Annotated in this window: 24 protein-coding genes, 1 tRNA gene, 1 pseudogene and 1 riboswitch; of the genes and pseudogenes, 15 read left to right on the top strand and 11 right to left on the bottom strand. The window is 70.2% G+C overall.

What is annotated here, in order from left to right; genetic code table 11:
• Nucleotides 1-3: 3 nt before the first annotated feature.
• The gene (locus tag ACLQ2U_RS09370) at nt 4-1,803 is read right to left on the bottom strand and encodes a class E sortase (protein WP_425750176.1); all 1,800 of its coding nucleotides are present in this window, start codon (nt 1,801-1,803) and stop codon (nt 4-6) included.
• Nucleotides 1,800-2,606 (bottom strand): DUF881 domain-containing protein, encoded by an 807-nt coding sequence (locus ACLQ2U_RS09365; RefSeq protein WP_425750175.1) that lies wholly within the window; start codon nt 2,604-2,606, stop codon nt 1,800-1,802. Before ACLQ2U_RS09365 ends, ACLQ2U_RS09370 begins: the two co-directional genes overlap by 4 nt.
• A 229-nt stretch (nt 2,607-2,835) precedes the next feature.
• On the opposite strand from ACLQ2U_RS09365, the gene ACLQ2U_RS09360 reads away from it, so the two are divergent.
• The 6 genes from ACLQ2U_RS09360 to ACLQ2U_RS09335 all read left to right on the top strand — a co-directional run bounded on the left by ACLQ2U_RS09360 (nt 2,836) and on the right by ACLQ2U_RS09335 (nt 10,658).
• The gene (locus ACLQ2U_RS09360; protein WP_425750174.1) at nt 2,836-3,099 is read left to right on the top strand and encodes a cell division protein CrgA; all 264 of its coding nucleotides are present in this window, start codon (nt 2,836-2,838) and stop codon (nt 3,097-3,099) included.
• A gap of 275 nt (nt 3,100-3,374) precedes the next feature.
• Nucleotides 3,375-5,570 (top strand): (Fe-S)-binding protein, encoded by a 2,196-nt coding sequence (locus ACLQ2U_RS09355; protein WP_425750173.1) that lies wholly within the window; start codon nt 3,375-3,377, stop codon nt 5,568-5,570.
• A gap of 260 nt (nt 5,571-5,830) precedes the next feature.
• A complete protein-coding gene (locus tag ACLQ2U_RS09350) occupies nt 5,831-7,135 on the top strand; it encodes a hemolysin family protein (RefSeq protein WP_425750502.1) in 1,305 nt (434 codons plus the stop codon).
• A complete protein-coding gene (locus ACLQ2U_RS09345) occupies nt 7,128-8,132 on the top strand; it encodes a hemolysin family protein (protein WP_425750172.1) in 1,005 nt (334 codons plus the stop codon). The genes ACLQ2U_RS09350 and ACLQ2U_RS09345 overlap by 8 nt, the downstream gene beginning before the upstream one ends.
• Before the next feature lie 168 nt (nt 8,133-8,300).
• Nucleotides 8,301-9,311 carry a C40 family peptidase gene (locus ACLQ2U_RS09340; RefSeq protein ID WP_425750171.1) on the top strand — a complete coding sequence of 337 codons (1,011 nt, stop codon included), beginning with the start codon at nt 8,301-8,303 and terminating at the stop codon, nt 9,309-9,311.
• Nucleotides 9,312-9,468: 157 nt separating this feature from the next.
• Nucleotides 9,469-9,605: riboswitch (cyclic di-AMP (ydaO/yuaA leader) on the top strand.
• A 12-nt stretch (nt 9,606-9,617) separates the two neighbouring features.
• Nucleotides 9,618-10,658, top strand: coding sequence for an NlpC/P60 family protein (locus ACLQ2U_RS09335; protein ID WP_425750170.1), 1,041 nt, complete (start codon nt 9,618-9,620; stop codon nt 10,656-10,658).
• A 271-nt stretch (nt 10,659-10,929) separates the two neighbouring features.
• On the opposite strand, the gene ACLQ2U_RS09330 is transcribed toward ACLQ2U_RS09335, so the two are convergent.
• Together ACLQ2U_RS09330 and dcd are read right to left on the bottom strand one after the other, a co-directional pair.
• Nucleotides 10,930-11,256 (bottom strand): hypothetical protein, encoded by a 327-nt coding sequence (locus ACLQ2U_RS09330; protein WP_425750169.1) that lies wholly within the window; start codon nt 11,254-11,256, stop codon nt 10,930-10,932.
• Between the two features lie 793 nt (nt 11,257-12,049).
• Nucleotides 12,050-12,634: a dCTP deaminase gene (gene dcd / locus ACLQ2U_RS09325; protein ID WP_425750168.1), complete on the bottom strand. Its 585-nt coding sequence runs from the start codon at nt 12,632-12,634 to the stop codon at nt 12,050-12,052.
• A 78-nt stretch (nt 12,635-12,712) separates the two neighbouring features.
• Here dcd and ACLQ2U_RS09320 point away from each other — a divergent pair, with 78 nt between their 5' ends.
• Nucleotides 12,713-13,273, top strand: coding sequence for a pyridoxamine 5'-phosphate oxidase family protein (locus ACLQ2U_RS09320; protein ID WP_425750167.1), 561 nt, complete (start codon nt 12,713-12,715; stop codon nt 13,271-13,273).
• 63 nt (nt 13,274-13,336) lie between these two features.
• On the opposite strand, the gene ACLQ2U_RS09315 is transcribed toward ACLQ2U_RS09320, so the two are convergent.
• Nucleotides 13,337-14,320 (bottom strand): zinc metalloprotease, encoded by a 984-nt coding sequence (locus ACLQ2U_RS09315; RefSeq protein WP_425750166.1) that lies wholly within the window; start codon nt 14,318-14,320, stop codon nt 13,337-13,339.
• A gap of 234 nt (nt 14,321-14,554) precedes the next feature.
• Between ACLQ2U_RS09315 and ACLQ2U_RS09310 the strand changes: the two genes are divergently transcribed.
• A tRNA-Gly gene (locus ACLQ2U_RS09310) sits at nt 14,555-14,628 on the top strand.
• Nucleotides 14,629-14,740: 112 nt separating this feature from the next.
• Here the strand turns inward: ACLQ2U_RS09310 and ACLQ2U_RS09305 are convergent.
• Nucleotides 14,741-15,049: a hypothetical protein gene (locus ACLQ2U_RS09305; protein ID WP_425750165.1), complete on the bottom strand. Its 309-nt coding sequence runs from the start codon at nt 15,047-15,049 to the stop codon at nt 14,741-14,743.
• Between the two features lie 442 nt (nt 15,050-15,491).
• On the bottom strand, nt 15,492-16,130 hold the full coding sequence (locus tag ACLQ2U_RS09300; RefSeq protein ID WP_425750164.1) for a GAP family protein: 639 nt from the start codon (nt 16,128-16,130) through the stop codon (nt 15,492-15,494).
• Between the two features lie 296 nt (nt 16,131-16,426).
• On the opposite strand from ACLQ2U_RS09300, the gene ACLQ2U_RS09295 reads away from it, so the two are divergent.
• The 4 genes from ACLQ2U_RS09295 (at nt 16,427) to ACLQ2U_RS09280 (ending at nt 19,291) form a co-directional block, all read left to right on the top strand.
• Nucleotides 16,427-16,759 carry a hypothetical protein gene (locus tag ACLQ2U_RS09295; RefSeq protein WP_425750163.1) on the top strand — a complete coding sequence of 111 codons (333 nt, stop codon included), beginning with the start codon at nt 16,427-16,429 and terminating at the stop codon, nt 16,757-16,759.
• 442 nt (nt 16,760-17,201) lie between these two features.
• The gene (locus tag ACLQ2U_RS09290; protein WP_425750162.1) at nt 17,202-17,660 is read left to right on the top strand and encodes a GNAT family N-acetyltransferase; all 459 of its coding nucleotides are present in this window, start codon (nt 17,202-17,204) and stop codon (nt 17,658-17,660) included.
• A gap of 294 nt (nt 17,661-17,954) precedes the next feature.
• Nucleotides 17,955-18,437 carry a hypothetical protein gene (locus tag ACLQ2U_RS09285; protein WP_425750161.1) on the top strand — a complete coding sequence of 161 codons (483 nt, stop codon included), beginning with the start codon at nt 17,955-17,957 and terminating at the stop codon, nt 18,435-18,437.
• Between the two features lie 263 nt (nt 18,438-18,700).
• A complete protein-coding gene (locus ACLQ2U_RS09280; protein WP_425750160.1) occupies nt 18,701-19,291 on the top strand; it encodes an NADPH-dependent FMN reductase in 591 nt (196 codons plus the stop codon).
• A 263-nt stretch (nt 19,292-19,554) separates the two neighbouring features.
• Here ACLQ2U_RS09280 and ACLQ2U_RS09275 read toward each other — a convergent pair whose 3' ends face one another.
• Nucleotides 19,555-19,737: a hypothetical protein gene (locus tag ACLQ2U_RS09275; protein WP_425750159.1), complete on the bottom strand. Its 183-nt coding sequence runs from the start codon at nt 19,735-19,737 to the stop codon at nt 19,555-19,557.
• 39 nt (nt 19,738-19,776) lie between these two features.
• Between ACLQ2U_RS09275 and ACLQ2U_RS09270 the strand changes: the two genes are divergently transcribed.
• Both ACLQ2U_RS09270 and ACLQ2U_RS09265 read left to right on the top strand, forming a co-directional pair.
• On the top strand, nt 19,777-20,340 hold the full coding sequence (locus ACLQ2U_RS09270) for an NUDIX hydrolase (RefSeq protein ID WP_425750158.1): 564 nt from the start codon (nt 19,777-19,779) through the stop codon (nt 20,338-20,340).
• A 39-nt stretch (nt 20,341-20,379) separates the two neighbouring features.
• The gene (locus ACLQ2U_RS09265) at nt 20,380-21,264 is read left to right on the top strand and encodes an LLM class flavin-dependent oxidoreductase (RefSeq protein ID WP_425750157.1); all 885 of its coding nucleotides are present in this window, start codon (nt 20,380-20,382) and stop codon (nt 21,262-21,264) included.
• An 18-nt stretch (nt 21,265-21,282) separates the two neighbouring features.
• Here ACLQ2U_RS09265 and ACLQ2U_RS09260 read toward each other — a convergent pair whose 3' ends face one another.
• Together ACLQ2U_RS09260 and ACLQ2U_RS09255 are read right to left on the bottom strand one after the other, a co-directional pair.
• On the bottom strand, nt 21,283-21,714 hold the full coding sequence (locus tag ACLQ2U_RS09260; RefSeq protein ID WP_425750156.1) for an ASCH domain-containing protein: 432 nt from the start codon (nt 21,712-21,714) through the stop codon (nt 21,283-21,285).
• A gap of 153 nt (nt 21,715-21,867) precedes the next feature.
• Nucleotides 21,868-21,996 (bottom strand): hypothetical protein, encoded by a 129-nt coding sequence (locus ACLQ2U_RS09255; protein ID WP_425750155.1) that lies wholly within the window; start codon nt 21,994-21,996, stop codon nt 21,868-21,870.
• Between the two features lie 53 nt (nt 21,997-22,049).
• Here ACLQ2U_RS09255 and ACLQ2U_RS09250 point away from each other — a divergent pair, with 53 nt between their 5' ends.
• Nucleotides 22,050-22,337, top strand: a complete 288-nt coding sequence (locus tag ACLQ2U_RS09250) for an alpha/beta hydrolase (protein ID WP_425750154.1) — start codon at nt 22,050-22,052, stop codon at nt 22,335-22,337.
• 22 nt (nt 22,338-22,359) lie between these two features.
• On the opposite strand, the pseudogene tnpA reads toward ACLQ2U_RS09250, so the two are convergent.
• A pseudogene (gene tnpA / locus ACLQ2U_RS09245) lies at nt 22,360-22,791 on the bottom strand (IS200/IS605 family transposase); the annotation flags it as partial.
• Nucleotides 22,792-22,944: the final 153 nt, after the last annotated feature.

Genomic DNA, 22,944 nt, shown 5'->3' with positions numbered 1-22,944 from the left:
TCGTCAGCCTCCCAGTGCCGCCGGACGGCCCTCGGACTTGGCCATGCTCTCCTTGAGCTCGGCGTGGATGATCAGGCGCTGGTAGTTGTCGAGCTTCGGGTTGCAGGTGGTCAGGGTGAGCAGCTTCTTCGGCTTCTCGCCCGGCTTCAGCCTGATCGGGGCCGGCGCGACGACCTCGACCTGGTCGGGCCGGACGATCCGGGTCTGGATCACCTCGTAGACGTACCAGCTGGTCTTGGTCTCGACCACGATCTCGTCCTCGTCGTTGAGCTCGTCAAGGCGCCAGAAGGTGGCCCGGTTGCGGTGCCCGGCGACGGAGAAGTTGCCGACCTGGCCGGGGAGCGCGCTCTTCGGGTAGTGGCCCGGGGCGTACCGGATGTCCTTCTGGGTGACGCCCTCGACCACCACCCAGTTCTTCCCCAGCTTCGGGATGTAGAGCCCGGCGATCGGCTTGCCCTCCACCCGCGGGGCCGGCTTCGTGGACGCCCCGGGGGTCGGGCTGACGGTCGGGTCGCCGGTCGGGCCCCACGCCTGGGCCAGTTGCTGGCTGAGGTCGTCCTGGTGGGCGTTGACGATCGCCGACTTGCCCCAGATCTCGTACCCGGCGAAGAGGAGCACCACCAGGCCGAAGGTGATCAGCGCCTCGCCGGTGACCCGTACGCCGGTGCGCAGCCGGGAGGCGAAGGACGGCCGGGTGAGCTCCGAGTAGACGCTCTTGTAGCCCTCGCCGGTCTGGTGCGGGCGGAGCTGGACCACCCGTTCGCCCCGACGGGGCTGCGGCGGCCCGGCGGGCCCGTCGGCCTCGGTGCCGTCGGGCTCCGGGGTGGGCGGGACCGCGCCCATCAGCGCGGTCGAGTCCAGCGGCGGGTGCTGGGGACGTGGTCGCCCGGAGACGGCCGGGATCACCGCGGTGGTCGCCGGGTCCGCGGGCCGGTCCGGGCCGCCGCTCCGGGTTCCCGCAGCAGGCTGGTCCCGGTCGGGCGCGGCCGAGCGGGGTACGCCGTCGTGGGAGGCCGGTCGGGGCGCCACCCCGTCCGGCGTGACGGACCCGGGTACGCCGTCGTAGGAGGTCGCGCGGGGCGCGCTCCGGTCCGGCGTGGCGGACCGGGGTACGCCGTCGTAGGGGGCCGAGCGGGATGTCCCGCTCTCCGTCCCGGTGGGACGTTCCGCCGGCCGGTCGGTGACCTTGGGGATGAACGCGGTGGGCGCCTCGGCCGGCGGCGCCGGTCGTACCCCGGCCGCTGGCTGCTGGTCGGCGGCGCGGGAGGCGGGTGCGCGACCTGGTTCGGCGGGTCGCCCGGTGCCGCTCGACGGCCAGTGGGGCGGCGAGACCGGCGCGGGCGGTGGGGCCGGTGGGGCCGGCGGGGCCGGCGGCTGGTGGGCGGCCGGTGAGGTCGGCGCGGCCGCGAGCTGGTCGATGGTCTGCGGCGTGGTCGGCGTCGGGGGGGCGGGCCGGTGCGCGGCGGTGCCCGGCCAGGCCGGGGGCGCGGACCGCGCCGGCCCGGCGTCGGGTGGGGCGGGGTGTCCGCCGGCGCGGGACGGCCCGGTCGGCCGGCCGTGGCCGGCGTTCGGCGGCGCCGGGTGGCGTACCGGCCCGGTGGGCGGCGCGTCAGCGGCCGGCGGCCGGCGCGGTGGCGGCATCGGGTCGGGCCAGGGACCGGTCGGGCCGGGGCTGGTCGGGCCGGGGCTGGTCGGCGCGGACCGACCGGAGGAGGCTGGCGCGGAGCGGTCGACCTTGGGGATGAAGGCGGTCTCGTCCTCGCTCTGGTCGCGGTGACGCGCGTCCCCGCCCTCCCGGGTCATCGCGGCACCGTCGCCGATCGCAACGCGGTCGAATCCTCGAAGGCCGGCACGGTCACCGTGGAGACGTTTTCGGAGTAGCCGAGCTGGTAGTGATCGACCGCCTGCTTGAACAACCCGACTCCCTCAGAGCCGGCGAGGGCCTGCTGGAGGGCAGCGGGATCGCCGATGGCTACGATCTTGAACGGTGGCGAGTACACCCGGCCGTGCAGCAGCAGGGTGTTACCGACGCAGCGTACCGCGCTGGTGGAGAGCACGCGGACGTTCATGATTGACATGGCCTCTGCGCCGCCGGTCCAGAGCGCGTTCACCACCGCCTGGACGTCTCCCTGGTGGACGACCAGGTCATCGTTGGTGGCACCTTTGGGCAGTGTCTGGTCGTTGCGCCGGGGGGCGTCGTTCAGCTCGACGGTCACGCCCCCGCCGGTGAGCGCGGTGAAGCCGGCCGCCTCCTGGCTGCGCTGGGACCGGTCCCGCTGCTCCCTGATCGGGCCGTCCGTGTCGGCCAGCGTGGCGGTCTGGCTCTCGACCTCGGCCCGCAGCCGCGCGGCGCGCAGCTCGCTGGCAGCCACCTGCTCGCGGCGGTCCTCGATGAGCTGGGTCAGCTCGGGTCGCCGGTCCTCCCGCAGGGCGGTGCCCCCGGCGGTGGTGGCGGTGGTGGTGAAGAGCAGCCCGGCCGCGGCGGCGATCAGCGGCACCCCGATCGACCAGCCCGGGCGGCGCTGCCGCGGACGCCGTGGCAGCAGCGCCGCGACGGCCCGCCGCATGGCCTTCTGCCAGGACGCGGCGCCGGATGTGTACTCCACCGAGCGTTCCTTCCCCGTCGTCTGGTTGGTGCCCGCCACGACGCGGACCGGTGTTTCCGTGCCCGCGCGGACCACCCGTTCCGGTCACTCCGCGCACCGGACTGACCCCATTCGTGGCTTGGCCGGCCCGTCGGGACTACGCTAGCTGTCGAACATTATTGGCCATGGACCGTCGCCCCCGCGCCCGGTTGTCAGGCCGGACGAGGTCGTCACCCCTCTGGAGAGCGTCGTGCCCAAGTCTCAGGTCCGCAAGAAGAAGGTGTACACCCCGCCGACGGACGTACGTCCGACGACGGCGGCGGCGACGCGCAAGCCTAGCCCGGTGTGGCTGCCGGCGACCGCCGTCGCGCTGATCGTCGGTGGCATCGGCTGGCTGGTGGTCTACTACCTTTCCGAGCAGGAGTACCCGGTCATGTCGTGGGGTTACTGGAACCTCGCGGTGGGCTTCGGCGCGATGGTCGGCTCCTTGATCCTGCTCTCCCGCTGGCGCTGACCCCGGCGACACGATCCAGGTCACCTCGCGCAACCCCTGCCCGGCGCTCCGGCGCCGGGCACCCTATGGTGTGCGCAGGGCGGCGTGGCCGGGTGCGAGATGACTCACGTTACTGCTGGGTAACCTTGCGCGTAGGCTGCACTGCATGACCGAGCGGAGCGAGGTCATCGACCGGTCCGGTCGAGGGTGCGGCAGCGGCGTCAGGCCGGCCACGCCCTGATCCGGCGTCCGGTCGCCGAGCCGCTCGACAGGCAGCAGACCGGGAGGCCAACTCGATGGGCAGCGTCCAGATCGTCACCACGATCCTCGCGGCCGCCATCACCGCCGTGGCGGTGTGGCTTGCGGTGCGCGCGGTCATGAAGATGGTGGCAGTCATCCGGCTGGGGCAACCCGCGCCGGAGCGGTTCACCGACAAGGCCACGCGGACGAAGACCATGCTGGCGGAGACGGCCGGCCACACCCGGATGCTGCGCTGGAGCGTGGTGGGTGCCGCGCACTGGTTCGTGATGGTCGGCTTCATCGTCCTGTCGCTGCTGGTGCTCGAGGCGTACTTCGAGGTCGTCTCGGCCAAGGGCGGCCTGCCGCTGATCGGCGGCCTGACGATCTACGGCCTGGTCACCGAGTTGATCGCGGTGCTCGGCGTGGTCGGCATCCTGGTGCTGATCGCGATCCGGGTCCGCAACCGGCCGACCCGGCCGGGTGGGCGGTCCCGGTTCACCGGCTCCACCATGTGGCAGGGCTACTTCGTCGAGGCCGTGGTCCTCGCGGTGCTGATCATGGGCTTCGTCATCCGGGGCTTCAAGGTCGCCACCGACCACTTCGAGTACCCGGCCTGGGCCACCCCGGTCAGCCACGCGGTCGGCGCGCTGCTGCCGAACTGGGAGGCCGGCGTCAGCATCGCCGCCTTCATCAAGATCGCCATCTCGATGACCTGGCTGATCGTCATCGCGCTGAACGTGACGATGGGCGTCGCCTGGCACCGCTTCCTGGCGTTCTTCAACATCTTCTTCAAGCGCGACCCGGGTGAGAAGGGCTCCGGCCTCGGCGCGCTGCGGCCGATGATGAGCGAGGGCAAGCCGCTCGACTTCGAGGAGGCCGACCCGGAGAAGGACCAGTTCGGCGTCGCCCAGGTCGAGCAGTTCACCTGGAAGGGCCTGCTGGACTTCAGCACCTGCACCGAGTGCGGCCGCTGCCAGTCGCAGTGCCCGGCCTGGAACACCGGCAAGCCGCTGTCGCCGAAGCTGCTGGTGCTGAGCCTGCGCGACCACGCGTACGCCAAGGCGCCGTACCTGCTGGCCGGCGGCGGCAAGGACCTGACCGGTGAGGAGAAGGCCACCGCCGCGCAGCTCGCGCACCTGGATGTGCTGGCGCTCGCCGAGGGCGACAAGCCGCTGATCGGCACCGCCGAGGAAGGCGGCATCATCGACCCGGACGTGCTCTGGTCCTGCACCACCTGCGGCGCCTGCGTCGAGCAGTGCCCGGTCGACATCGAGCATGTCGACCACATCGTCGACATGCGTCGCTACCAGGTGCTGATCGAGTCGAGCTTCCCGTCCGAGGCCGGCGTCATGCTCCGCAACCTGGAGAACAAGGGCAACCCGTGGGGCGCCCCGCCGAACACCCGCGAGGACTGGACCAAGGGCCTGGACTTCGAGGTGCCGCGGGTCGGCGAGGTCGACGACTTCGAGTACCTGTTCTGGGTCGGCTGCGCCGGCGCGTTCGAGGACCGGGCCAAGAAGACCACCCGCGCGGTCGCTACGCTGCTCAACGAGGCCGGCGTCTCCTTCGCCATCCTCGGTGAGGGCGAGACCTGCTCCGGTGACCCGGCCCGCCGGATCGGCAACGAGTTCGTCTTCCAGATGCTCGCCCAGCAGAACGTCGAGACGCTCAACGAGGCGTTCGAGGGCCGGGAGAAGGCCAAGCGCAAGATCGTGGCCACCTGCCCGCACTGCTTCAACACGCTGGGCAACGAGTACGGGCAGCTCGGCGGCGAGTTCGAGGTCGTCCACCACACCCAGCTGCTCGCCCACCTCGTCTCCACCGGCAAGCTCACCCCGGTGCAGCCGGTCGACGGCGGCGTGACCTACCACGACCCGTGCTACCTGGGCCGGCACAACCGGGTCTTCGCCGCCCCGCGTGAGGTGCTCGGCGACGCCATCCAGGGCGAGATCACCGAGATGCCGCGCAACAGCGAGCGCTCCTTCTGCTGCGGCGCCGGCGGCGCCCGGATGTGGATGGAGGAGAAGATCGGCAAGCGGATCAACGTGGACCGGGTCGAGGAGGCCATGTCCACCGGGGCGAAGACGGTCGCCGTCGGCTGCCCGTTCTGCTCGACGATGCTCAACGACGGGGTCAACGGCAAGGGCGCCGGCGAGCAGGTCGAGGTCGTCGACGTGGCCAGCGTGCTGCTCCGCTCGGTCAAGCCGGACACCACGCCGGGCGAGAAGGAGACCGAGCCGGTCGCCGGCTGAGGTCGTACGCCGGGAGGACCGGACACCCGACGGCGGCGGCACCCACGAGGTGCCGCCGCCGTCGTCGTGTCCAGGAGACGCTGGTGGTCACGATGGCGTCGTCCAGCACCGGGTGGCCCATCGGGGTCGGGTCGGTCACCACCAGCCGGCCGTCGGCCACCTCGACCCGGCCGCCGAGCGGCACCCCGCGTGCGAACTCGTGCGCCGGGCGGGCTCGTGGAACAATCGCGCTCATCGACGGCCTGTTGCTCGGCACGCTGTTGCCCCTGGTCGGCTTCGTCCTGCTGACCGCCGGCAACGCGTTCTTCGTCGCGGCCGAGTTCGCCCTGGTCACCGTCGACCGGGCGGAGATCGACCGGCGCGCCGACGCCGGGGACCCCGCGGCGGCGACGGTACGCCGGGCGCTGCGCGAGCTCTCCTTCCAGCTCTCCGGGGCGCAGCTCGGCATCACCCTCACCGCGCTGCTCACCGGCTACCTCGCCGAGCCGGCGCTGGCCCGGCTCTTCACCCCGCTGCTGCGCCCACTTGGCGGTGCCGAGCGGTTCAGCCCGCTGCTCGCGCTGGCCCTGGCCACGCTGATCTCGATGCTCTTCGGCGAGCTGGTGCCGAAGAACCTCGCGCTGGCCCGGCCGATGCCGACCGCGCTCGCCACGGCCGGGCCGATGCGTGGCTTCGCCCAGGCCTTTCGTTGGCTGATCGACGGGCTGAACTCGTCGGCGAACCGGTTGGTCCGCCTGCTCGGGGTGGAGCCCCAGGAGGAGCTGGCCAGCGCCCGCTCCCCGGAGGAGCTGGGCCTGCTGGCGGCCATCTCGGCCCGGGCCGGGGCGCTCCCGCCGGACACCGCGATGCTGCTGCGCCGCACCATCCGCTTCGGCGACAAGCGGGCCGCCGAGGCGATGACCCCGAGGGTGGACGTGGTCGCGCTGCGGGCCACCGCCACTGTCGCCGAGCTGCTGGACCTCTCCCGGGCGACCGGACGGACCCGCTTCCCGGTCTTCGAGGAGACCCTGGACCTGGTCACCGGGGTCGCCGGGGTGCCCGACGCGCTCGGCGTGCCGCTGGCCCGCCGGGCCTCGACGACCGTCGCGTCGGTCGCCCGGGAACCGGTGTACGTCCCGGAGAGCCTGGACCTCGACGGCGTGCTGGCCGCGCTGAAGGACGCCGGCGCCGACCTGGCCATCGTGGTCGACGAGTACGGCGGCACGGACGGCGTGGTGACCGTGGAGGACCTGGTCGAGGAGCTGGTCGGGGAGATCGCCGACGAGTTCGACCCGGGCGCGGTGGAGGACGCCGGGGTGGCGGTGCTGACCGTGCCAGGAGGGGAGCCCGTCCTGGTCGACGGGGTGCTGCGCGAGGACGAGCTGGTCGAGCAGACCGGCTTCCGGCTGCCCGAGGGCCCGTACGAGACGCTGGCCGGCTTCCTGATGGCCCGGCTCGGCCACATCCCGGTGGCCGGCGAGACGGTGGAGGAGTCCGGGTACGAGTTCACCGTCGTCGAGGTGGAGCGGCACCGGATCGAGCAGGTCCGGGTGGTCCGCCCCGAGGAGCCGGACGGCGATGACTGAACTGCTCGTCGCCGTGCTGCTGCTGCTCGGCAACGCGTTCTTCGTGGGTAGCGAGTTCGCGCTGATCGCGTCCCGCCGTACGGTGGTCGAACCGCTCGCCGCGACCTCGAAGCGGGCCCGCTGGGCGCTGTCCGCGATGAACCAGATCCCGTTGATGATCGCCGGCGCGCAGCTCGGCATCACGGTCTGCTCGCTGGGCCTGGGCGCGATCGCCGAGCCGGCGCTGGCCCACCTGCTGGAGCCGGCGTTCCACGCGGTGGGGCTGCCGGACGGGGCGGTCCACCTGGTCTCCTTCCTGGTCGCCCTCGGCGTGGTGGTCTTCCTGCACACCGTGGTGGGCGAGATGGTGCCGAAGAACATCACGCTGGCCGGGCCGGAGCCGTCCGCGCTCTGGCTGGGGCCGGCCATGCTGGCCTTCTGCGTGGCGACCAAGCCGCTGCTGCTGGCCATGAAGTGGGCGGCCCGGCAGGTGCTGCGGCTGTGGCGGGTGGAGGCGACGGAGGCGGTGAAGACGGTCTTCACCGCCGAGGAGTTGGCCGGGCTGGTGTCGCAGGCGCGCACCGAGGGGCTGCTCGACGCGGAGGAGCACGCCCGGATCACCGGCGCGCTGGCGCTGCACCGGCGGACGGCCGCGGACGCCCTGCAACCCTGGTCGACGGTGACCACGGTGGCCGAGGACGTCTCGCCGGCGTCGCTGGAGGTGCTGGCCACCCGGACCGGCCGCTCCCGGTTCCCGGTGGTGCAGCGGTCGACCCGCCGGGTGCTGGGCTTCGTGCACGTCAAGGACGTCCTCGGGTACGCCGGGGCGTCCCGCCGGGCGCCGGTGCCCGCCCAGGTCTACCGGCCGCTGGCGGTGGTGCCGCCGGACCGTACGCTGGCGGATCTGCTGCTGGCGATGCGGCGCGAGCGGCGGCACATGGTGCTGGTGAGCGACGGCCGTCGTCCCCTCGGTGTGGTGACGCTGGACGATGTATTGACGGCCATCGTAGGAAAATGAATGAACACCCTTTGTGTGCAACCGATTGCGCACACACGATAACGTGACGGCCCACCTTGATTCCGGTCCGTGCCTTCCCTAATGTTGCACCGGCCGCTGTAGGTCGTCTGCCTCCGTCTTCCCCTTTACGAGGCGCCCGGCGGTCGGTTGCAAAGGAGTCGGTGACCGGTGGCAACCTTGCCCCCCCATCGTCACGTCCAGGGCCAGCCGCCCACCCGCCCGGCGGGCCTGCGGCGGGTCGTCCACCGCCTGCTCACCCTGGTCGCGGCGGTCGCCGTCGGCGCCGGGATGCTCGCCGTGCCGGCGCACGCCGCGCCCTCGCCGGAGGAGATCGAGGCGGCGATCGACAAGCAGTGGGAGCAGCTTGAGCCGACCATCGAGCAGTACAACAAGGTTCGGGCCCAACTCAAGGTCAACCGCAAGAAGTCGGCGGAGCTGCAGAAGAAGATCGAGCCGCTGGCCCTGCAGAGCGAGCTGGCGATGAACCGGGTCGGCGATCTGGCCTCCCGGTACTACATGACCGGCCCCTCGCAGGACATCGCCGCGCTGCTGGTCAGCACCAAGCCGGGCACCCTCGCCGAGCAGCTGACCATGCTGGACCGTCTCGCCGCGCAGCAGCGCAAGGACGTCGAGGGTGTCCTCCAGGTGCGTCGTAGGTACGACGGCGAGAAGAAGAAGCTCGACGCGCTGATCGCCGCCCAGGCCAAGCAGGAGAAGGACCTGGCGGCGAAGAAGAAGCAGATCAACGCCGAGATCAAGCGGCTGCAGGCGTCGATGCCGAAGACCACGGTGAAGGTGGCCGGCTGCCCGACCATCAACGGGGTGGTGAGCACCGCCGCGCAGACCGCGATCCGGGTGGCCTGCCAGCAGGTCGGCGACCCGTACGTCTGGGGTGCCACCGGCCCGAACTCGTTCGACTGCTCCGGCCTCACCCAGTACGCGTACAAGGCGGCCGGGATCTACCTGACCCACCACACCGGCGACCAGTGGAACGAGGGCAGGGCCATCCCCCGTTCCGAGGCGCGCCCGGGCGATCTGGTCTTCTTCTACAGCGACCTGCACCACGTGGGCCTCTACCTGGGCAGCGACAGAATGGTGCACGCTCCCCGGACGGGTAAGCCGGTCCAGGTGACCAGCATCGACTACATGCCGGTTGCCGGCTTCCGGCGACCGTACTGACCTCGGTCCGAGCCGCCGCGAACCCCCGGTCACCGACCGGGGGTTCCGCGTATCCGGACACGGTCTGTCACGGCATGGCGGGTTGCGGATCGATAACGGTCGTCTCTACTCTGGTCAATCGTCGGCCGCCACCAGGTCCGTCCAACCCGGGCGGTAACGGCCGGCACCGCCGAGTCGCCTCCGGGCGAGCCGGGGACCCAGGTACGCCGGGGTGAATCCGCAGCCACTGCGGTAGGGCGCTCCCTTCCCGCCCGAACCCGTCAGCTAACCCGGTAGGCGGTCGCGGAAGAAGGAGTACGGAGCCCGGTGGCACACCATGCCCCGCGGTCACCGTCGGTCCGGTCGACCCAGGTCGTCCGGCGGGCGGCTGCGCCGCGAACACGCTGGTCCCGCTTCACCACCGCCCTCGCCGCCCTCACCGGCGTCGCCGTCGTCCTGACCGGTGGCGCTACGGCGGCGCACGCCGATCCGTCGGTCGCCGAGATCGAGCGGCAGATCGACCAGGACTGGAACAGGCTCGAACCGATCATCGAGCAGCACAACGCCACCCGCCAGGACCTGGCCGCCAAGCGCCGGCAGGTCGCCGCGCTGGCCAGGCGGATCGAACCCTTGCAACTCCGGGTCGAACTGGCGATGAACCAGGTCAGCGGCCTCGCCGTCGAGGCGTACAAGGGTGAGAACCTCTCGGTGGTCAACGCGCTGCTGGGCAGCCGGTCGCCGAGCGAGGTGGTCGGGCAGCTGGAGCTGCTCGACCGGTTCGCCCACCGGCAGCAGCGCGAGGTGCAGACGGTGGTCGTGCTGCGCGACGAGTTGGCCGCCAAGAAGGCACCGCTGGACGAGATGGTCGCCCAGCTGACGCGTACCGAGGCCCAGCTGGCCGCGAAGAAGAAGCAGATCAACGCCGAGATCGACCGGCTGCAGAAGCTGCGGCTCAAGGTGTACGGCAACGGCGGCGGCGGACCGCTGCGCCCGGCCCCGTGCCCGGCCGGCTATCCGGGTGGCGCCGCCGGGATCGCGGTGAAGTTCGCCTGCGCCCAGATCGGCAAGCCGTACGTCTGGGGCGCCGACGGCCCCGGCTCGTACGACTGCTCCGGTCTGATGCTCGCCGCCTGGGCGAAGGCCGGGGTGTCGCTGCCGCACAACGCCCGGCAGCAGCGCCAGGTGACCGCCCGGGTGAGCCGGGCCGACCTGCGCGCCGGCGACCTGGTCTTCTACTACTCCGACCTGCACCACGTCGGCATGTACGCCGGTGACGGCTGGGTGGTGCACGCCTCCCAGGCCGGGGTGCCGATCAAGATGAAGCGGGTCGACGACGGGCCGGTCAACAGCTACGGCCGGCCCGGCTGACGGGTGCACCGGGCTCCCGGGCCGTCCCGGGAGCCTGCGCGTCAGCGGGTGGGCGGGAGTGGTGAGGCGTGGGGGGCATCGGTGGCCGGTCGCGAACCTGTGACGGCCTGGAGACGGCCTGGCGGTCGCGGAAACCGAACGCCAGGCCTGCTCCGCTGACCTGAATCGAAGCGCACTGTCAGCTTGGGAATTGCCGATATCCGGCTGCCTACTGCGTCGGCGGCCTGGTTTCGGCGGTCTCTGGTGGCCTCGGCTGACGTGCGGAAGCGACTCAAGTTCCGCCTGGCGCTGGCGCGCCAAAGCCCGGCTGAAACCGCTCAGACGGTGGGCCGACTTCTGCCCACCACCGCCCACGCCGAACCTCAACACCGGGTACGCCCTCCAACACCCGGTCGGGATTGACCAAGCTCGCCAGCGATTGGGCCAAGTCGCCTCGCAACTCAGCGACAGCCTCCTCCACGGTGTCCCGCTCGCTCGACCAGTCGATGTCGGCCGTCCGCAACTGCTGCCCGGCAAGCTCCGACACAGCGTCCGGATCATCGACTGTGACCTCCAGGCGGCAGTACACCTGCACGATGATCGACTTCGCGTCCTCCACGCGCGAAAGCGTCCCACATGGCCGGCCCGCGCTGTAGCAGCGAGACTGGCCGCTTGCGGCCCGAGGATTAGAAGAAGATCGTGGTGGGCTGGCGAGAGACCCCTGGCCCTGCTCATGCCGTCCGTTACTGTCGGGCGGCGTCGGCTCTGGCTGGCGTACTTGGCTGTACGGATGGCTGTACGACTGCTTGATGAGAGGGCGGGGACTGGTGCGGGGCGCGTACGAAGGCGATCAGGTGACTCTCACTTTGAACCGCGGTGAGGTCGGCCGCTTGGCGGCAGTCTTGGCGGAGGCGACTTCTGGTTCATCCCGTGCCGAGTTCTTCATTCGCGTCGGCTGTTCACGGCCGAACGTTGAAGCACTCGTGCAAGAGCTTGAGTCACTGGCAGCAGGTCGACCGACCGCCTTTGAGGTCCAGCTAGCGGCTGGCGTGGAGCGAGAAGGGAACCCGCCTCGGCCGAGGCAATGAACGGCACACACTGACCGTGGCATCAAGCCCTGCGCGCACCGTCAGTTTGGAAGAGCGTGCTCAAGCGGTCGTGATGCCCGAAAAGCTCACCACCGGCGGCCAACCGACCGGCTCTCGTGCCCTCTCGCGACCGCCGCGCTGCGGCTGCTGGCCCGTGGCTGGCCCGAAAGACGGCCCGAGGCGGTGAAGGTCAGCCGGCCTAGGGGCGCTCGTAGCCACAGATGTCGTGGAGCGGGGGCGGTGGACGCGATCCTCGGCCGTGGCCTGATCGATGTTCACGCCTGGGGACGGCCTGACATGCGAGTGGATCTATTGCACAGCAGGTCAGCGCCTACTTGTCGGCCAGGTGCGCCAGTTCTGCCAGGAGCGACTCGGGGTCGGCCCGCGCTGGCCCTGGTACCGCGACCCGTAGACGGCCGAGCCGTACGGGTGCTCGGCCGGCGACGAGAGCCGGAAGATGCAGAGCTGGCCGATCTTCATGCCCGGCCAGAGGGTGATCGGCAGGTTCGCCACGTTCGACAGTTCCAGCGTCACGTGCCCGGAGAAGCCCGGGTCGATGAAGCCGGCGGTCGAGTGGGTGAGCAGGCCGAGCCGGCCCAGTGAACTCTTGCCCTCCAGTCGGCCGGCGAGCTGGTCGCCGAGGGAGATCACCTCCAGCGTGGAGGCGAGCACGAACTCGCCCGGGTGCAGCACGAACGGCTCGCCCTCGGGCACCTCGACCATCGAGGTCAGGTCGTCCTGCTGCATCGCCGGGTCGATGTGGGTGTAGAGGTGGTTGTTGAAGACCCGGAAGAGCCGGTCGAGGCGCACGTCGATGCTGGACGGTTGCACCAGCGTGGGCTCGAACGGCTCCAACGCGAGCGTTCCCGCCTTGATCTCGGTGACCAGGTCGCGGTCGGAGAGCAGCATCGACACACCTTATCGAGCGAACCGGGCGACCCGCGTGTCGGACTGCGCGTTCGTACACATGTTCGATAGACTGTCCGCATGGCTTCCTGGTCCGAATTCGCCGCCGACGAGCCCCGACTCGCCGACGGGATCCGCCTTCTCCTCCAGCAGTACGGGCCGGGCTTCGGCTACCTGGCCACCGTCCGCGCCGACGGCGGGCCCCGGGTGCACCCGGTCTGCCCACTGATCAGCGACGAGGGGCTCTTCTGCTTCGTCGTCGACTCGCCCAAGCGGCGCGACCTCGAACGCGACGGGCGTTACGCGCTCCACTCGTTCCCGCCGGAGGAGAGCGACGACGAGGCGTACGTCGCCGGCCGCGCCCGGCCGGTCGTCGATCCCGCCTGGGTGGCCCGGGTGGCCGAGATCGGTCGGGCGGCACCGCAGGTCGACTGGCGGCTCTTCGAGTTCAGCGTCGACGTCGCGATGCTCACCCGCCGCGGTCAGGGTGGCCCGATGAGTCCCGACGCCGGGCGCCCGGCCGTCCAGGTCTGGCTCGATCCGCGGGCCGTGCACCAGGGCGACGACGTCGCCGGCGTAGCCGACCAGCGGCCGGCCCGCCGCGGCCGGCACGGCTTCGACACCCGCCGCACGGCCGCCTGAGCCCCGGAAACGGCGGTGCCGGCCCCGTCGTGAGACGGAGCCGGCACCGGTGTCCTGCCGGTGTTACGCCGCGCGGTAGGCGTTCCACGCGGTCAGCATGCGGCTCGCCTGACCAGCGGTGAACTGGTACATGCACGAGTCGTAGGTGTAGTCCATGAAGTTGGTGATCGGGTCCAGGCCGGCCGTGGCGCAGGTGTCCCGCCCGGTCGGGCACTGGAACGCCGGCGAGGCCTCGGCCGGGGTGTCGCTGACGCTGTCACCCGAGCCGGAGCAACCACCCTGGAAGGTGTGGTAGAGGTTCAGCCAGTGGCCGACCTCGTGGGTGCCGGTGTCGCCCTGGTTGTAGTTGGTGGCGGTGCCGCCCGGCAGCGACTCGCTCAGCACGACCACGCCGTCCATGCTGTCGAGCTTGCGCTTCGGGAAGGTCGCCCAGCCGAGCAGGTTGTCGCTCAGCTCACCCAGGTACACGTTGAGGGTGTTCTTGCCGCCCTCGCGCAGGCTGGTCTTCATCTGCCGTTCGGCCGACGAGCCCTGCACGATCGGGTACCAGGACGGGTTGGTCACCCGGTTGATCTTCGTGAGCTGGAAGCCGAAGGCCGTGGCCGCGCCGCCGGTGGCGCCGCCGTAGGCCTGGTTGAGCACGCTGATCTGCGAGGTGATCAGCGAGTCCGGGATGTTGCCGCCGGCCCGGGTGCCGTCCCGCTGGATGACGTGCACCACGACCGGGATGCTGACGGTGGCCAGGGTGGTGGCACCGGTGCCGGCCCGGAAGTTGGCCCGCTCGCGCAGCGCGGCGACGAGGTCGGCCTCGCGCTCGCGGACCTGCGCTGCGGTCAGCTCGTTGGGGTCGTGCTTGGCGACCCCGCCCTTCTTGATCCGAGCGTCCGAGTGGACGTCGGCCGGCTCGGCGCAGACCTCTGCCGGAGCGGCGGAGAAGGCGGAAGCAGCGGGAACGACGCCGACGGCGGCGGTGCTGAGCAGCAGCGCGAGGGTCGTCGACGCGACACCGACGGTACGTCGGGTCAGCAGGTTGGGACGGAGTCCCATGGGCCCACCTCTTTCTCGCGGCGCGACAGGGGGGTATGTCGCACCGTGGCTGGGAACGTGCGGGTGACGTTACAACCGATCGACAGATTTGAGAACGGCCATATGTTGCCGCTGTGAAACTGTTGCCCTCCTGTGGACACGGTCCGTCCCGGACTGATCACGGTGGGGTGCGGTCGGGCTCGCCGGGGTACCTGGTGCACGGGGGCGGTGACCTCAGGTACAGTGGTGCCGCCTGCGGGTGTAGTTCAATGGCAGAACATCAGCTTCCCAAGCTGACAGTGCGGGTTCGATTCCCGTCACCCGCTCCACGATCGAGGCTCTGGCCAGGACGCGAGTCCCAGCCAGGGCCTTCGATATTCCAAGGTCAGCGATCATGCCGCGTGCCATTGACGTGCCTTAGCCTGCTCTTCACGGCTCCGGTCAGCCACCCTCGAAGCCCCGGAACGTGCCGGACTCGTCGACGCCGTCGGCGAAGTCGGCCAAGTCCATGTTCGCTTCTCCCAGCCCGTCGCCGCCGCCGAGATTCCGGCGCTTCTTGCCCCCGGTCTTCCGGTCGGCCGCGCACTTCCTCTTCGCCGGCTTGTCCGCCGCCGTCTTGGTCTTGCCCACCTTCTTGGCCCGTTTCCGGTCCGCGCGCACCGCCTCGTGCAGCGCCTGGGCGATGGCCCGATCCGCCTCCGCCGTCGCGTGCTGATAGATCAGCGCGGCCTGCGACGAGTCGTGCCCCATCCGAGCTCCGCGCTGTACACCGCCCCGGACGGGTTCGACGGCGAGACCAGGACCTTAAGTTGCAGCTGACCGCGCGACTTTGCCGACGACAGGACGTTCGTTGGATCGCGACCTTGCGGCAGCCCGATGTGCCTCTGAGCGATCGCTGATCTCTATCGACAGGCTGACCGGCTGCGTCGAACCGGGGCGCAGCCGCTGTGGCAGGCTGGCCGACGTCCCTCCGGCCGGCATCGGCCGGGCCGGCCGGCCACGCTGACGGACGACAAGAGCCTTTAAGCCTCAGGGCTCCGCCCCGAACCCCGGCCCTCCTCAGAGATCCGCCCAACCAGCCGCGCTACATCCTCCGCGACGCCCTACGCGCCCACTCTGAGCTTCCGGGTCGACTGATCAAACGGAGATGCATGCCAACTCGCCCGGCGATGGACGCCCAGGCGAAGGCGGGTTACTTGAGCAGATCGGACACGACGATTATCACGAAGATCAGGATGACTGCCTCGCTAACTAGCCACGAGTGTTCGTTGGCCCAGTCCCGGACCTTCGGCAGCACCGCCACCGCGCGCTGACCGAGCGCGAGCAGGACGAGTAGCGGCAACGCCAGCAGCAGCAGCGTCAGAACCAGGAACGGCAGCAGGTGCCACCAGGGCTTGTCGTGGCCGGCGAGGCTTCCAGCGACCGCCACCATGGTGGCCTCGTCGCTGGGCATGGCGATGAATAGCAGAAAGCCCAAGCCGAAGGCGAAGCGGGGGCTGGCCGCCTGCAACTTGCTCATCCACTTCGGCGGCTGGCTCCGCTTGCGGCGGGCGAAGACCATCACCGTCAGCGCCAACAGCACGGCCAACACCACCCAGTCGATCAGGTGACGAGTACCGTCATGCTTGCCCTGGCCGCCCCCCGTACCTCGTACGACGTGAAAGACGAAGTACCAGACGGTCAGCCCGATGAGCACGGCGAGCCCGGCCCCAACCAGGTAGGCGAGCGAGCTGCGCTTCGCCTCCCGGCTGGAGGCGAGGAAGACGGCACTGATGATCTGCGGACCGGCGATCATCACCACCGCGAGCAGCAGGACACTCAGCCAATTCACGGCTTCCCCCTTTCGGCCTCATCCTCTCCAAGCGGATCCCGTTCCGGACGTCGTCTGCCCGATCAGGTCCTGTGGCCAAGTTCGTGCCCTCGGGCGAGGGCTCGGCTGTACAGCCATCCGTACAGCCAAGCCAGCGGACGGATGCGGTCGGAGACCGACGGGAGGCGGCAAGACGAGCAGGCCAGCCGCAGTCGCCGACGCAGGCCTACACCAGTCTTGATCTTTGCAAGGCAGAGGGCGGTCATCCTGGCGCAGGGAAGCCGTCACAGAACCGCCGTAGTATTAGGGTGCTCGCCATGACTGTGGGTGCCGATCGTGGTGCGACCTGGCGGATCTGTCACGCCGGGGAGCTCGTCGGAGAGATCGAGGAGCAGGAGCACGACTTTCCCTGGATCCGTGGCCGGTTCCATCCTCGCCCCGGGTTCGAGCAACTGCGCCCGCTGTTTGATACGTGGAACCGAGCCGTCGGGTCCGAGGATCCGGAGCAGATCGACAGCGCGTACGACGCGATCCGAGCCGCGGTCACGATGACGTACCCGGACGGTCGGCAGGTTCCGGAGTTCATGCTCGGCATCGAGGGGGACCACGCCGGTTTCCGCTGGCATGACGAGCCGTTCACCGACGAGTGACGGTGCCATCGACGTGCCATAAGCGTGCCATTGACCCAGGGCAACCAGTGGCAAACGAGGCCTCTGAGGACCGGGGCGACCAGGGCACGAAGCCCGCGGACAGGCGTACATCGACAATTCCCAAGCTGACAGTGCGGGTTCGATTCCCGTCACCCGCTCCAACGGGAAGGCCCTGGTCAGGACGCAGGTCTCAGCCAGGGCCTTCGACATTCCTCCGGCCAGGAGCACCCGGCGGGCCATCCACGGGCCACTAGCCCGCCGCCGCGCTGCCCGGCCCAAGGTGCTGACGCGTGCAGCCCCAGATGAGTCGCGACTCCCCAACGCTCGGCGGAGTGTCACGCACGTCTTGATCCCGCCCAAATCCGTCTCGGGACGTGGGTGACACCTCCGGCTAGAGGATTAAGCGTTCATGCTTGCCCAGGCACTTGTTAGTGTGCCCCGCATGCCAAGCCTCGTGAAGATCACTCCAGACAACGTAGAGGCTGCGTGCCGGCTGAACGTACGGCCGGACCAGGAGCGGTTCGTTTCTCCGGTTGCATGGTCCCTGGCAGAGGCGTACGCGCAGCCCGAGATCGCCTGGCCACGTGTGATTGTCGAGGGTGACGACATCACGGGCTTCCTGATGGGCTTCTTCAACATCCTGTGGCACCCAGACCGACCCGACGACCTGCGCTCGGGACTCTGGCGGCTGAACATCGCCGCCGAATACCAGGGCCAGGGGTACGGCCGCTTCGCAGTGGAGGCCATCTGCGGTGAGGCTCGCCGACGTGGGCAAGACCGCGTGTTTACGACGTGGGAACCGGGCGCGGAAGGTCCGGAGAGGTTCTACCTGAAGCTCGGGTTCCGCCCGACCGGGGAGACGAGTGGCGGCCAGGTCGTAGGAGAGCGGCTCCTCTCCTGAAGCTCAGAACGTGGAGTTGCTCCGCTCGGCGCGCCGCAGGGGCTGTGTCGCCAACTGGCAAGACCTGATCGGACGGATCTGTCACGCAGGTCCTGATACCGATCTGTCATCCATCACGCAGGTCCCGCGACCGGACAGCGGACTGCCGGCGATGTCGGGTCTCAGGACGTCCGTGACAGATCAGTCTCGGGACGTGGGTGGCACGTCCGGCTAGACGATCTCTGCGATTCGTCGGGTGCGAAGATGTCCTCCGCTTGGCCGAGCTGTGGGCGGCGGGGTGGAAGGGGCACCGGAGTGAGATACGTCAGCGTGGAGCGAACCAGGGGCGGCATCGCCGTGGACCCCGAGGCATACCTCCGGCGACTGCCGTCATTGGCTGACTCGTTGCCCGAGGGCGCGCGCAGGTTCGCCACTGACCCCGACCACTACAACTTCTTTGGTAAGCGGTGCGTCAAGGACCTCAAGCCCATTCGACTCACGTCCGGTGATAACCGCGGGAGCCGCTGGCTCGAGTTGCACCTGCGGCACAACTGTTGGAAGCACGAGGAAGACCTGACGATCCGCTACAACGGCGTGCAGAGCCTGACGATTGAGCCCGCCGCTGATGGGCTGGACGTGGCCCACCTCCGGGACGTGATGCTGGACGAAGTACTGCCGCACGAACTCGGGTGCCGACACGAGATCGTCTGCCTCTCCGGATCGCTGATCGTGACAAGCCAGGATCTGTCCGCTACCTGGTTGCACGCCGACTGTCCAGAGCGCCAGCCGAGTCAGTAAGCCGTCCTCGGCCGACGGCCCCGCGGCGGTCATCGAAAGCCGGAGCCCCAGCTCCCACCGCTCGTGTTTGACCAGCACGCGCGGTCGGACGGTCTACGACTGCCCGACGAGGAGATCCGAGAGCCGTTAGAACGTCGCGTTCGCTAGCCGGGGACCGAGCCGTGTCAGCAGGCCACCGGAACGCCCTGTGTCCGTTCGAAACCCAGCAGATGGGGTAACCGCCGAACTCCCGAGCGCGTCGGGACACGGAAGGAAGGGCGACAATGACCAGAATCGGCATTATCATCGGCAGCACCCGTCCCGGCCGTAACGGGGAGACGGTGGCCCGCTGGGTGCACGACATCGCCACCAAGCGCCTCGACGCCGAGTACGAACTCGTCGACATCAAGGACTTCAACCTGCCGCACCTCGACGAGATGGCGCCCCCGTCGCTCGGGCAGTACACCCAGCCACACACCCTGCGGTGGGCCGAGAAGATCGCCTCGTTCGACGGGTACGTCTTCGTGACGCCGGAGTACAACCACTCCACGTCCGGGGCGCTGAAGAACGCGATCGACTTCCTCTACGCCGAGTGGAACAACAAGGCGGCCGGGTTCGTCAGCTATGGCAGCGTCGGCGGCACCCGCGCGGTGGAGCACCTGCGCCTGGTGGTGGCCGAGTTGCAGATGGCGGACGTACGGGCGCAGGTGGCACTCTCGCTCTTCACCGACTTCGAGAACTTCAGCGTCTTCAAGCCCGGCGCTCATCACGTGGATGCGGTGAACACGATGCTCGACCAGTTGGCGGCCTGGAGCGGCGCGTTGGCAACCCTGCGGGCTGGCACGACGATGGCGACGGCCCAGTCCGGTACGTAGCTGAGCGCTGCGCTGCCGACGGCGGGATCCTCGGTGCTGGTGGTGATCATCTGCATGAGCCGCCGCGCCATCCACGGACCACAAGGTGGTGGCACGAGAGGCCAAACGAGGCCGCCGCCGGCCAGGTCGACAACGGGAAACGCCGAATTCCAGCCCGATCTTGTCCAATTCCCAAGCTGACAGTGCGGGTTCGATTCCCGTCACCCGCCCCAGCGAGAGGCCCCAGCTCAGGATGTGTTTCCTGGCTGGGGCCTCGATCGTTTCTACCGCTTCTTGCGCTTGTCGTGCCCGCTACGTGCCCGATCCTTGGTCTGCTTGATCTGCGAGCTGAGGGCGTCGGCGATGTGCTCGTCGCGCTCCCGGGCGGTGTGCTGATAGATCATCGTATGGCTGGAGACCAACACCACCGAGCGGGTACGCGAGTTCGTCCGCGCCGCGGCCGACACCGCCATACTGTCCTGACCGGACGGTGGCAGGATGGCCGGATGCGGGTGGAGGGCGAGATCCGGGCACTGGTCGAGGCGATCGCCCCGCTGGACGACCTGGAGGCCGCACACCGGGCCGAATGCCTCGACTGGCTCGCCCGCACCGACGACATCTTTCGCCGGGCGAAGCCGCGTACCCCGTCGCCGCACCTGGTCGCGTACTTCCTGCTGCGTGACGCCACGGACGGCGGCGTCCTCCTGGTCGACCACCGCAAGGCCGGGCTGTGGTTGCCCACCGGCGGTCACGTCGAGCCCGGCGAGCACCCGGCGGAGACCGTACGCCGGGAGGTGGTGGAGGAGTTGGGGGTGCCGGCGGTGTACGCCGCCGGCCCCGGCGAGCGTCCGCTCTTCCTCACAGTCACCCCGACGGCCGGCCCGGCGGAGGACCGGCACGTCGACGTGAGCCTCTGGTTCGTGCTGGACGGCCGCCGCGACCAGCCCCTCACCCCGGACCCGGGCGAGTTCCGCGGCGTCCGCTGGTGGACGCCGGCCGCGGTGGCGGAGGCGGATCCCCGGACCCTCGACCCGCACCTGCCGCGGATGATGGCCAAGCTCGCCACATGAACCAGCCGCGTCGACCCGTCGGGCCGTACGCTGGCGATCATGCGGATTGGCATCGTGATCCTCCCCGACCAGCGCTGGTCGGAGTCGCAGCACCGCTGGCGGCAGGCGGACGAGTGGGGCTTCGACCACGCCTGGACGTACGACCACCTGGGCTGGCGGGACCTCGTCGACGGACCCTGGTTCGACTCCATGGCCACGCTGACCGCCGCCGCCACGGTGACCTCGCGGATCCGGCTCGGCACCCTGGTCGCCTCGCCGAACTTCCGGCACCCCGCGACCTTCGCCCGGCAGATCACCGCGCTCGACGACATCTCCGGCGGCCGGGTGCTGCTGGGTCTCGGCGCGGGCGGCATCGGCTTCGACTCCGCGGTGCTCGGCGGCGAGACGTTGCCGCCGCGGCAGCGGGTGGACCGGTTCGGCGAGTTCATCGAACTGCTCGACCTGGTGCTGCGGGAGGACGGCACCACCTGGCGGGGCGACTGGTTCACCGCGGTGGACGCCCGCAACAACCCGGGCTGCGTGCAGCAACCCCGGGTCCCGTTCGTGGTGGCCGCCAACGGTCCCCGCTCGATGCGGCTGGTGGCCCGGTTCGGGCAGGGCTGGGTGACCACCGGCAACACCGAGGGGGCCGACCTGGAGACGTGGTGGGGCGGGGTCGCCGAGCTCTGCGCCCGGATGGACGCCACTCTCGAGGCGGCCGGTCGGGACCCGGCCACCCTGGACCGCTACCTGTCGCTGGACGCGGCACCGGTCTTCTCGCTGAGCAGCGCCGACTTCTTCGCCGAGCAGGTCGCCCGGGCGGCCGCCCTCGGCTTCACCGACGTGATCACGCACTGGCCCCGGGCCAGCAGTTGGTACGCCGGCGACGAGGCCGTGCTGGTGGACGTCGCCACGCGCCTGCTGCCCGAGCTGCGCGCGGGGTGACCGCCCGTGGGGCGTACCTCAGGTGCCGAGGTCTCCGGTGGTGACGCCGCCGTCGCCGGCGGAGACCAGCCGGAAGCGGATGCAGACGATCTCGGTGTCGTCGGTGACCGGGGTGCCCACCCGCGCCCAGTAGGCGGCGTGTCCCTCCCGCCACTCCTCGATCGACCGGTCACCCTCCCCTTCGGAGCGGGCGAAATCCCAGGGGACGCTGGCGAAGCGGACCACCTCCAGGCCGGTGACCTCGACGACTGCGACCAGCCCGTCGTGGTCGTCCACCATGGCCAGCCGCTCGCCGACGTGCTCCAGCTCCTCGCCCTCCTCGGCGTACTCGGTGAGCAGCCCGGCGGTCGCGGTCTTCACCCCGGCCAGCACGAGCGTGTTGAGGTTGGCCCGCACCTCCCCGGGGGTGCCGAGGTCGAGCGTGCGGAGTCCACCGATCCGAGGCCACATGCCGCCGACGCTACCCCGCAGATGATCTCCCGTGGCCGGATTCGTCCGCCCCCATCGGTGGACCGCCCGCCGCTACGGTGAGAGGGCGACGACAGGAGGCGACCATGGCCGACCGGCGTGCCGTGCTCATCCCCGGCGGGGCTACGACACCCGCTACCCGCTCTTCTCGTACACCGGCGAGGCGCTGCGCCGGGCCGGCCTCGCCGTCCAGGAGATCTCCTGGCAGGTGCCGGAGCGGCTGGCGCCGGGCGCGCTGACGGACTGGGTGATCGGCCAGGTCATGCCGGCCGCTGACCGGGCCGACCGACCTGCTGGTCGGCAAGTCGCTCGGTTCGATGGCCGCCCCGCTCGCCGCCGACCACGGCCTGCGGGCGGTCTGGCTCACCCCGCTGCTGCGCCTGCCCGAGGTGGTCGACGCCCTCGGTCGGGCCACCGCGCCGTTCCTGCTGGTCGGCGGCACCGCCGACACGGCGTGGGACGGCGAGGTGGCGCGCCGGCTCACCCCGCACGTGCTGGAGATCCCCGACGCCGACCACGGAATGATGGTGCCCGGCCCGCTGGCCCGCTCCGCCGAAGTGCTGGGCCGGGTCTGCACCGCCGTGGAGGAGTTCGTTCAGCAGTGAATAAGGCGGGAACCCCGGCTGTTTACGGCCGGGAGGAACGCCGTCGCGGACCTGGATGCTTCTGGTTCTCGATGTACTCCTTGACCACGCCCAGTGGGGCACCGTCGCACGAGCCGGCGAAGTACGACGGGGACCACAGGTGACCGCCCGACAGATACCGACTGAGGTGGGACGAGAACTCCTGCCGCAGATGCCGGGCCGAGACACCCTTGAGCGAGTTGACCAACTTCGACAGAGCCACGGCTGGCGGGTAGTGCACGAGCAGGTGGACGTGGTCGTCTTCGCCGTTGAACTCGCGCAGCTGCGCGCCGAAGTCTTCGCACACCTTGGACATGACCTGCTGGCAGCGGGTGAGGATCGGATCGGTGAGGGCGCCGCGTCGGTACCTGGTGGTGAAGACCAAGTGCGCGTGAAGGTTGTAGACGACGCTGCGCCCCCTGCGTACGTCTGGGTCTGGAGTCCATCGAGGTCAGATAGAACGAATGTACGATAGGGCGGTGAGGCTGGTCGTGCAGGTGAAGCTGCTGCCTACGCCGGAGCAGGCGTCCGCGCTGACGGCGACCCTGCGCGCCTGCAACGAGGCGGCGTCCGATGTGGCGCAGATGGC

This window comes from Micromonospora sp. DT47 (assembly GCF_049844475.1).
Taxonomy (GTDB): Bacteria; Actinomycetota; Actinomycetes; order Mycobacteriales; family Micromonosporaceae; genus Micromonospora.
The sequence above is the reverse complement of the archived record's forward strand: the minus strand, read 5'-3'. Positions and strand labels throughout refer to the sequence as shown.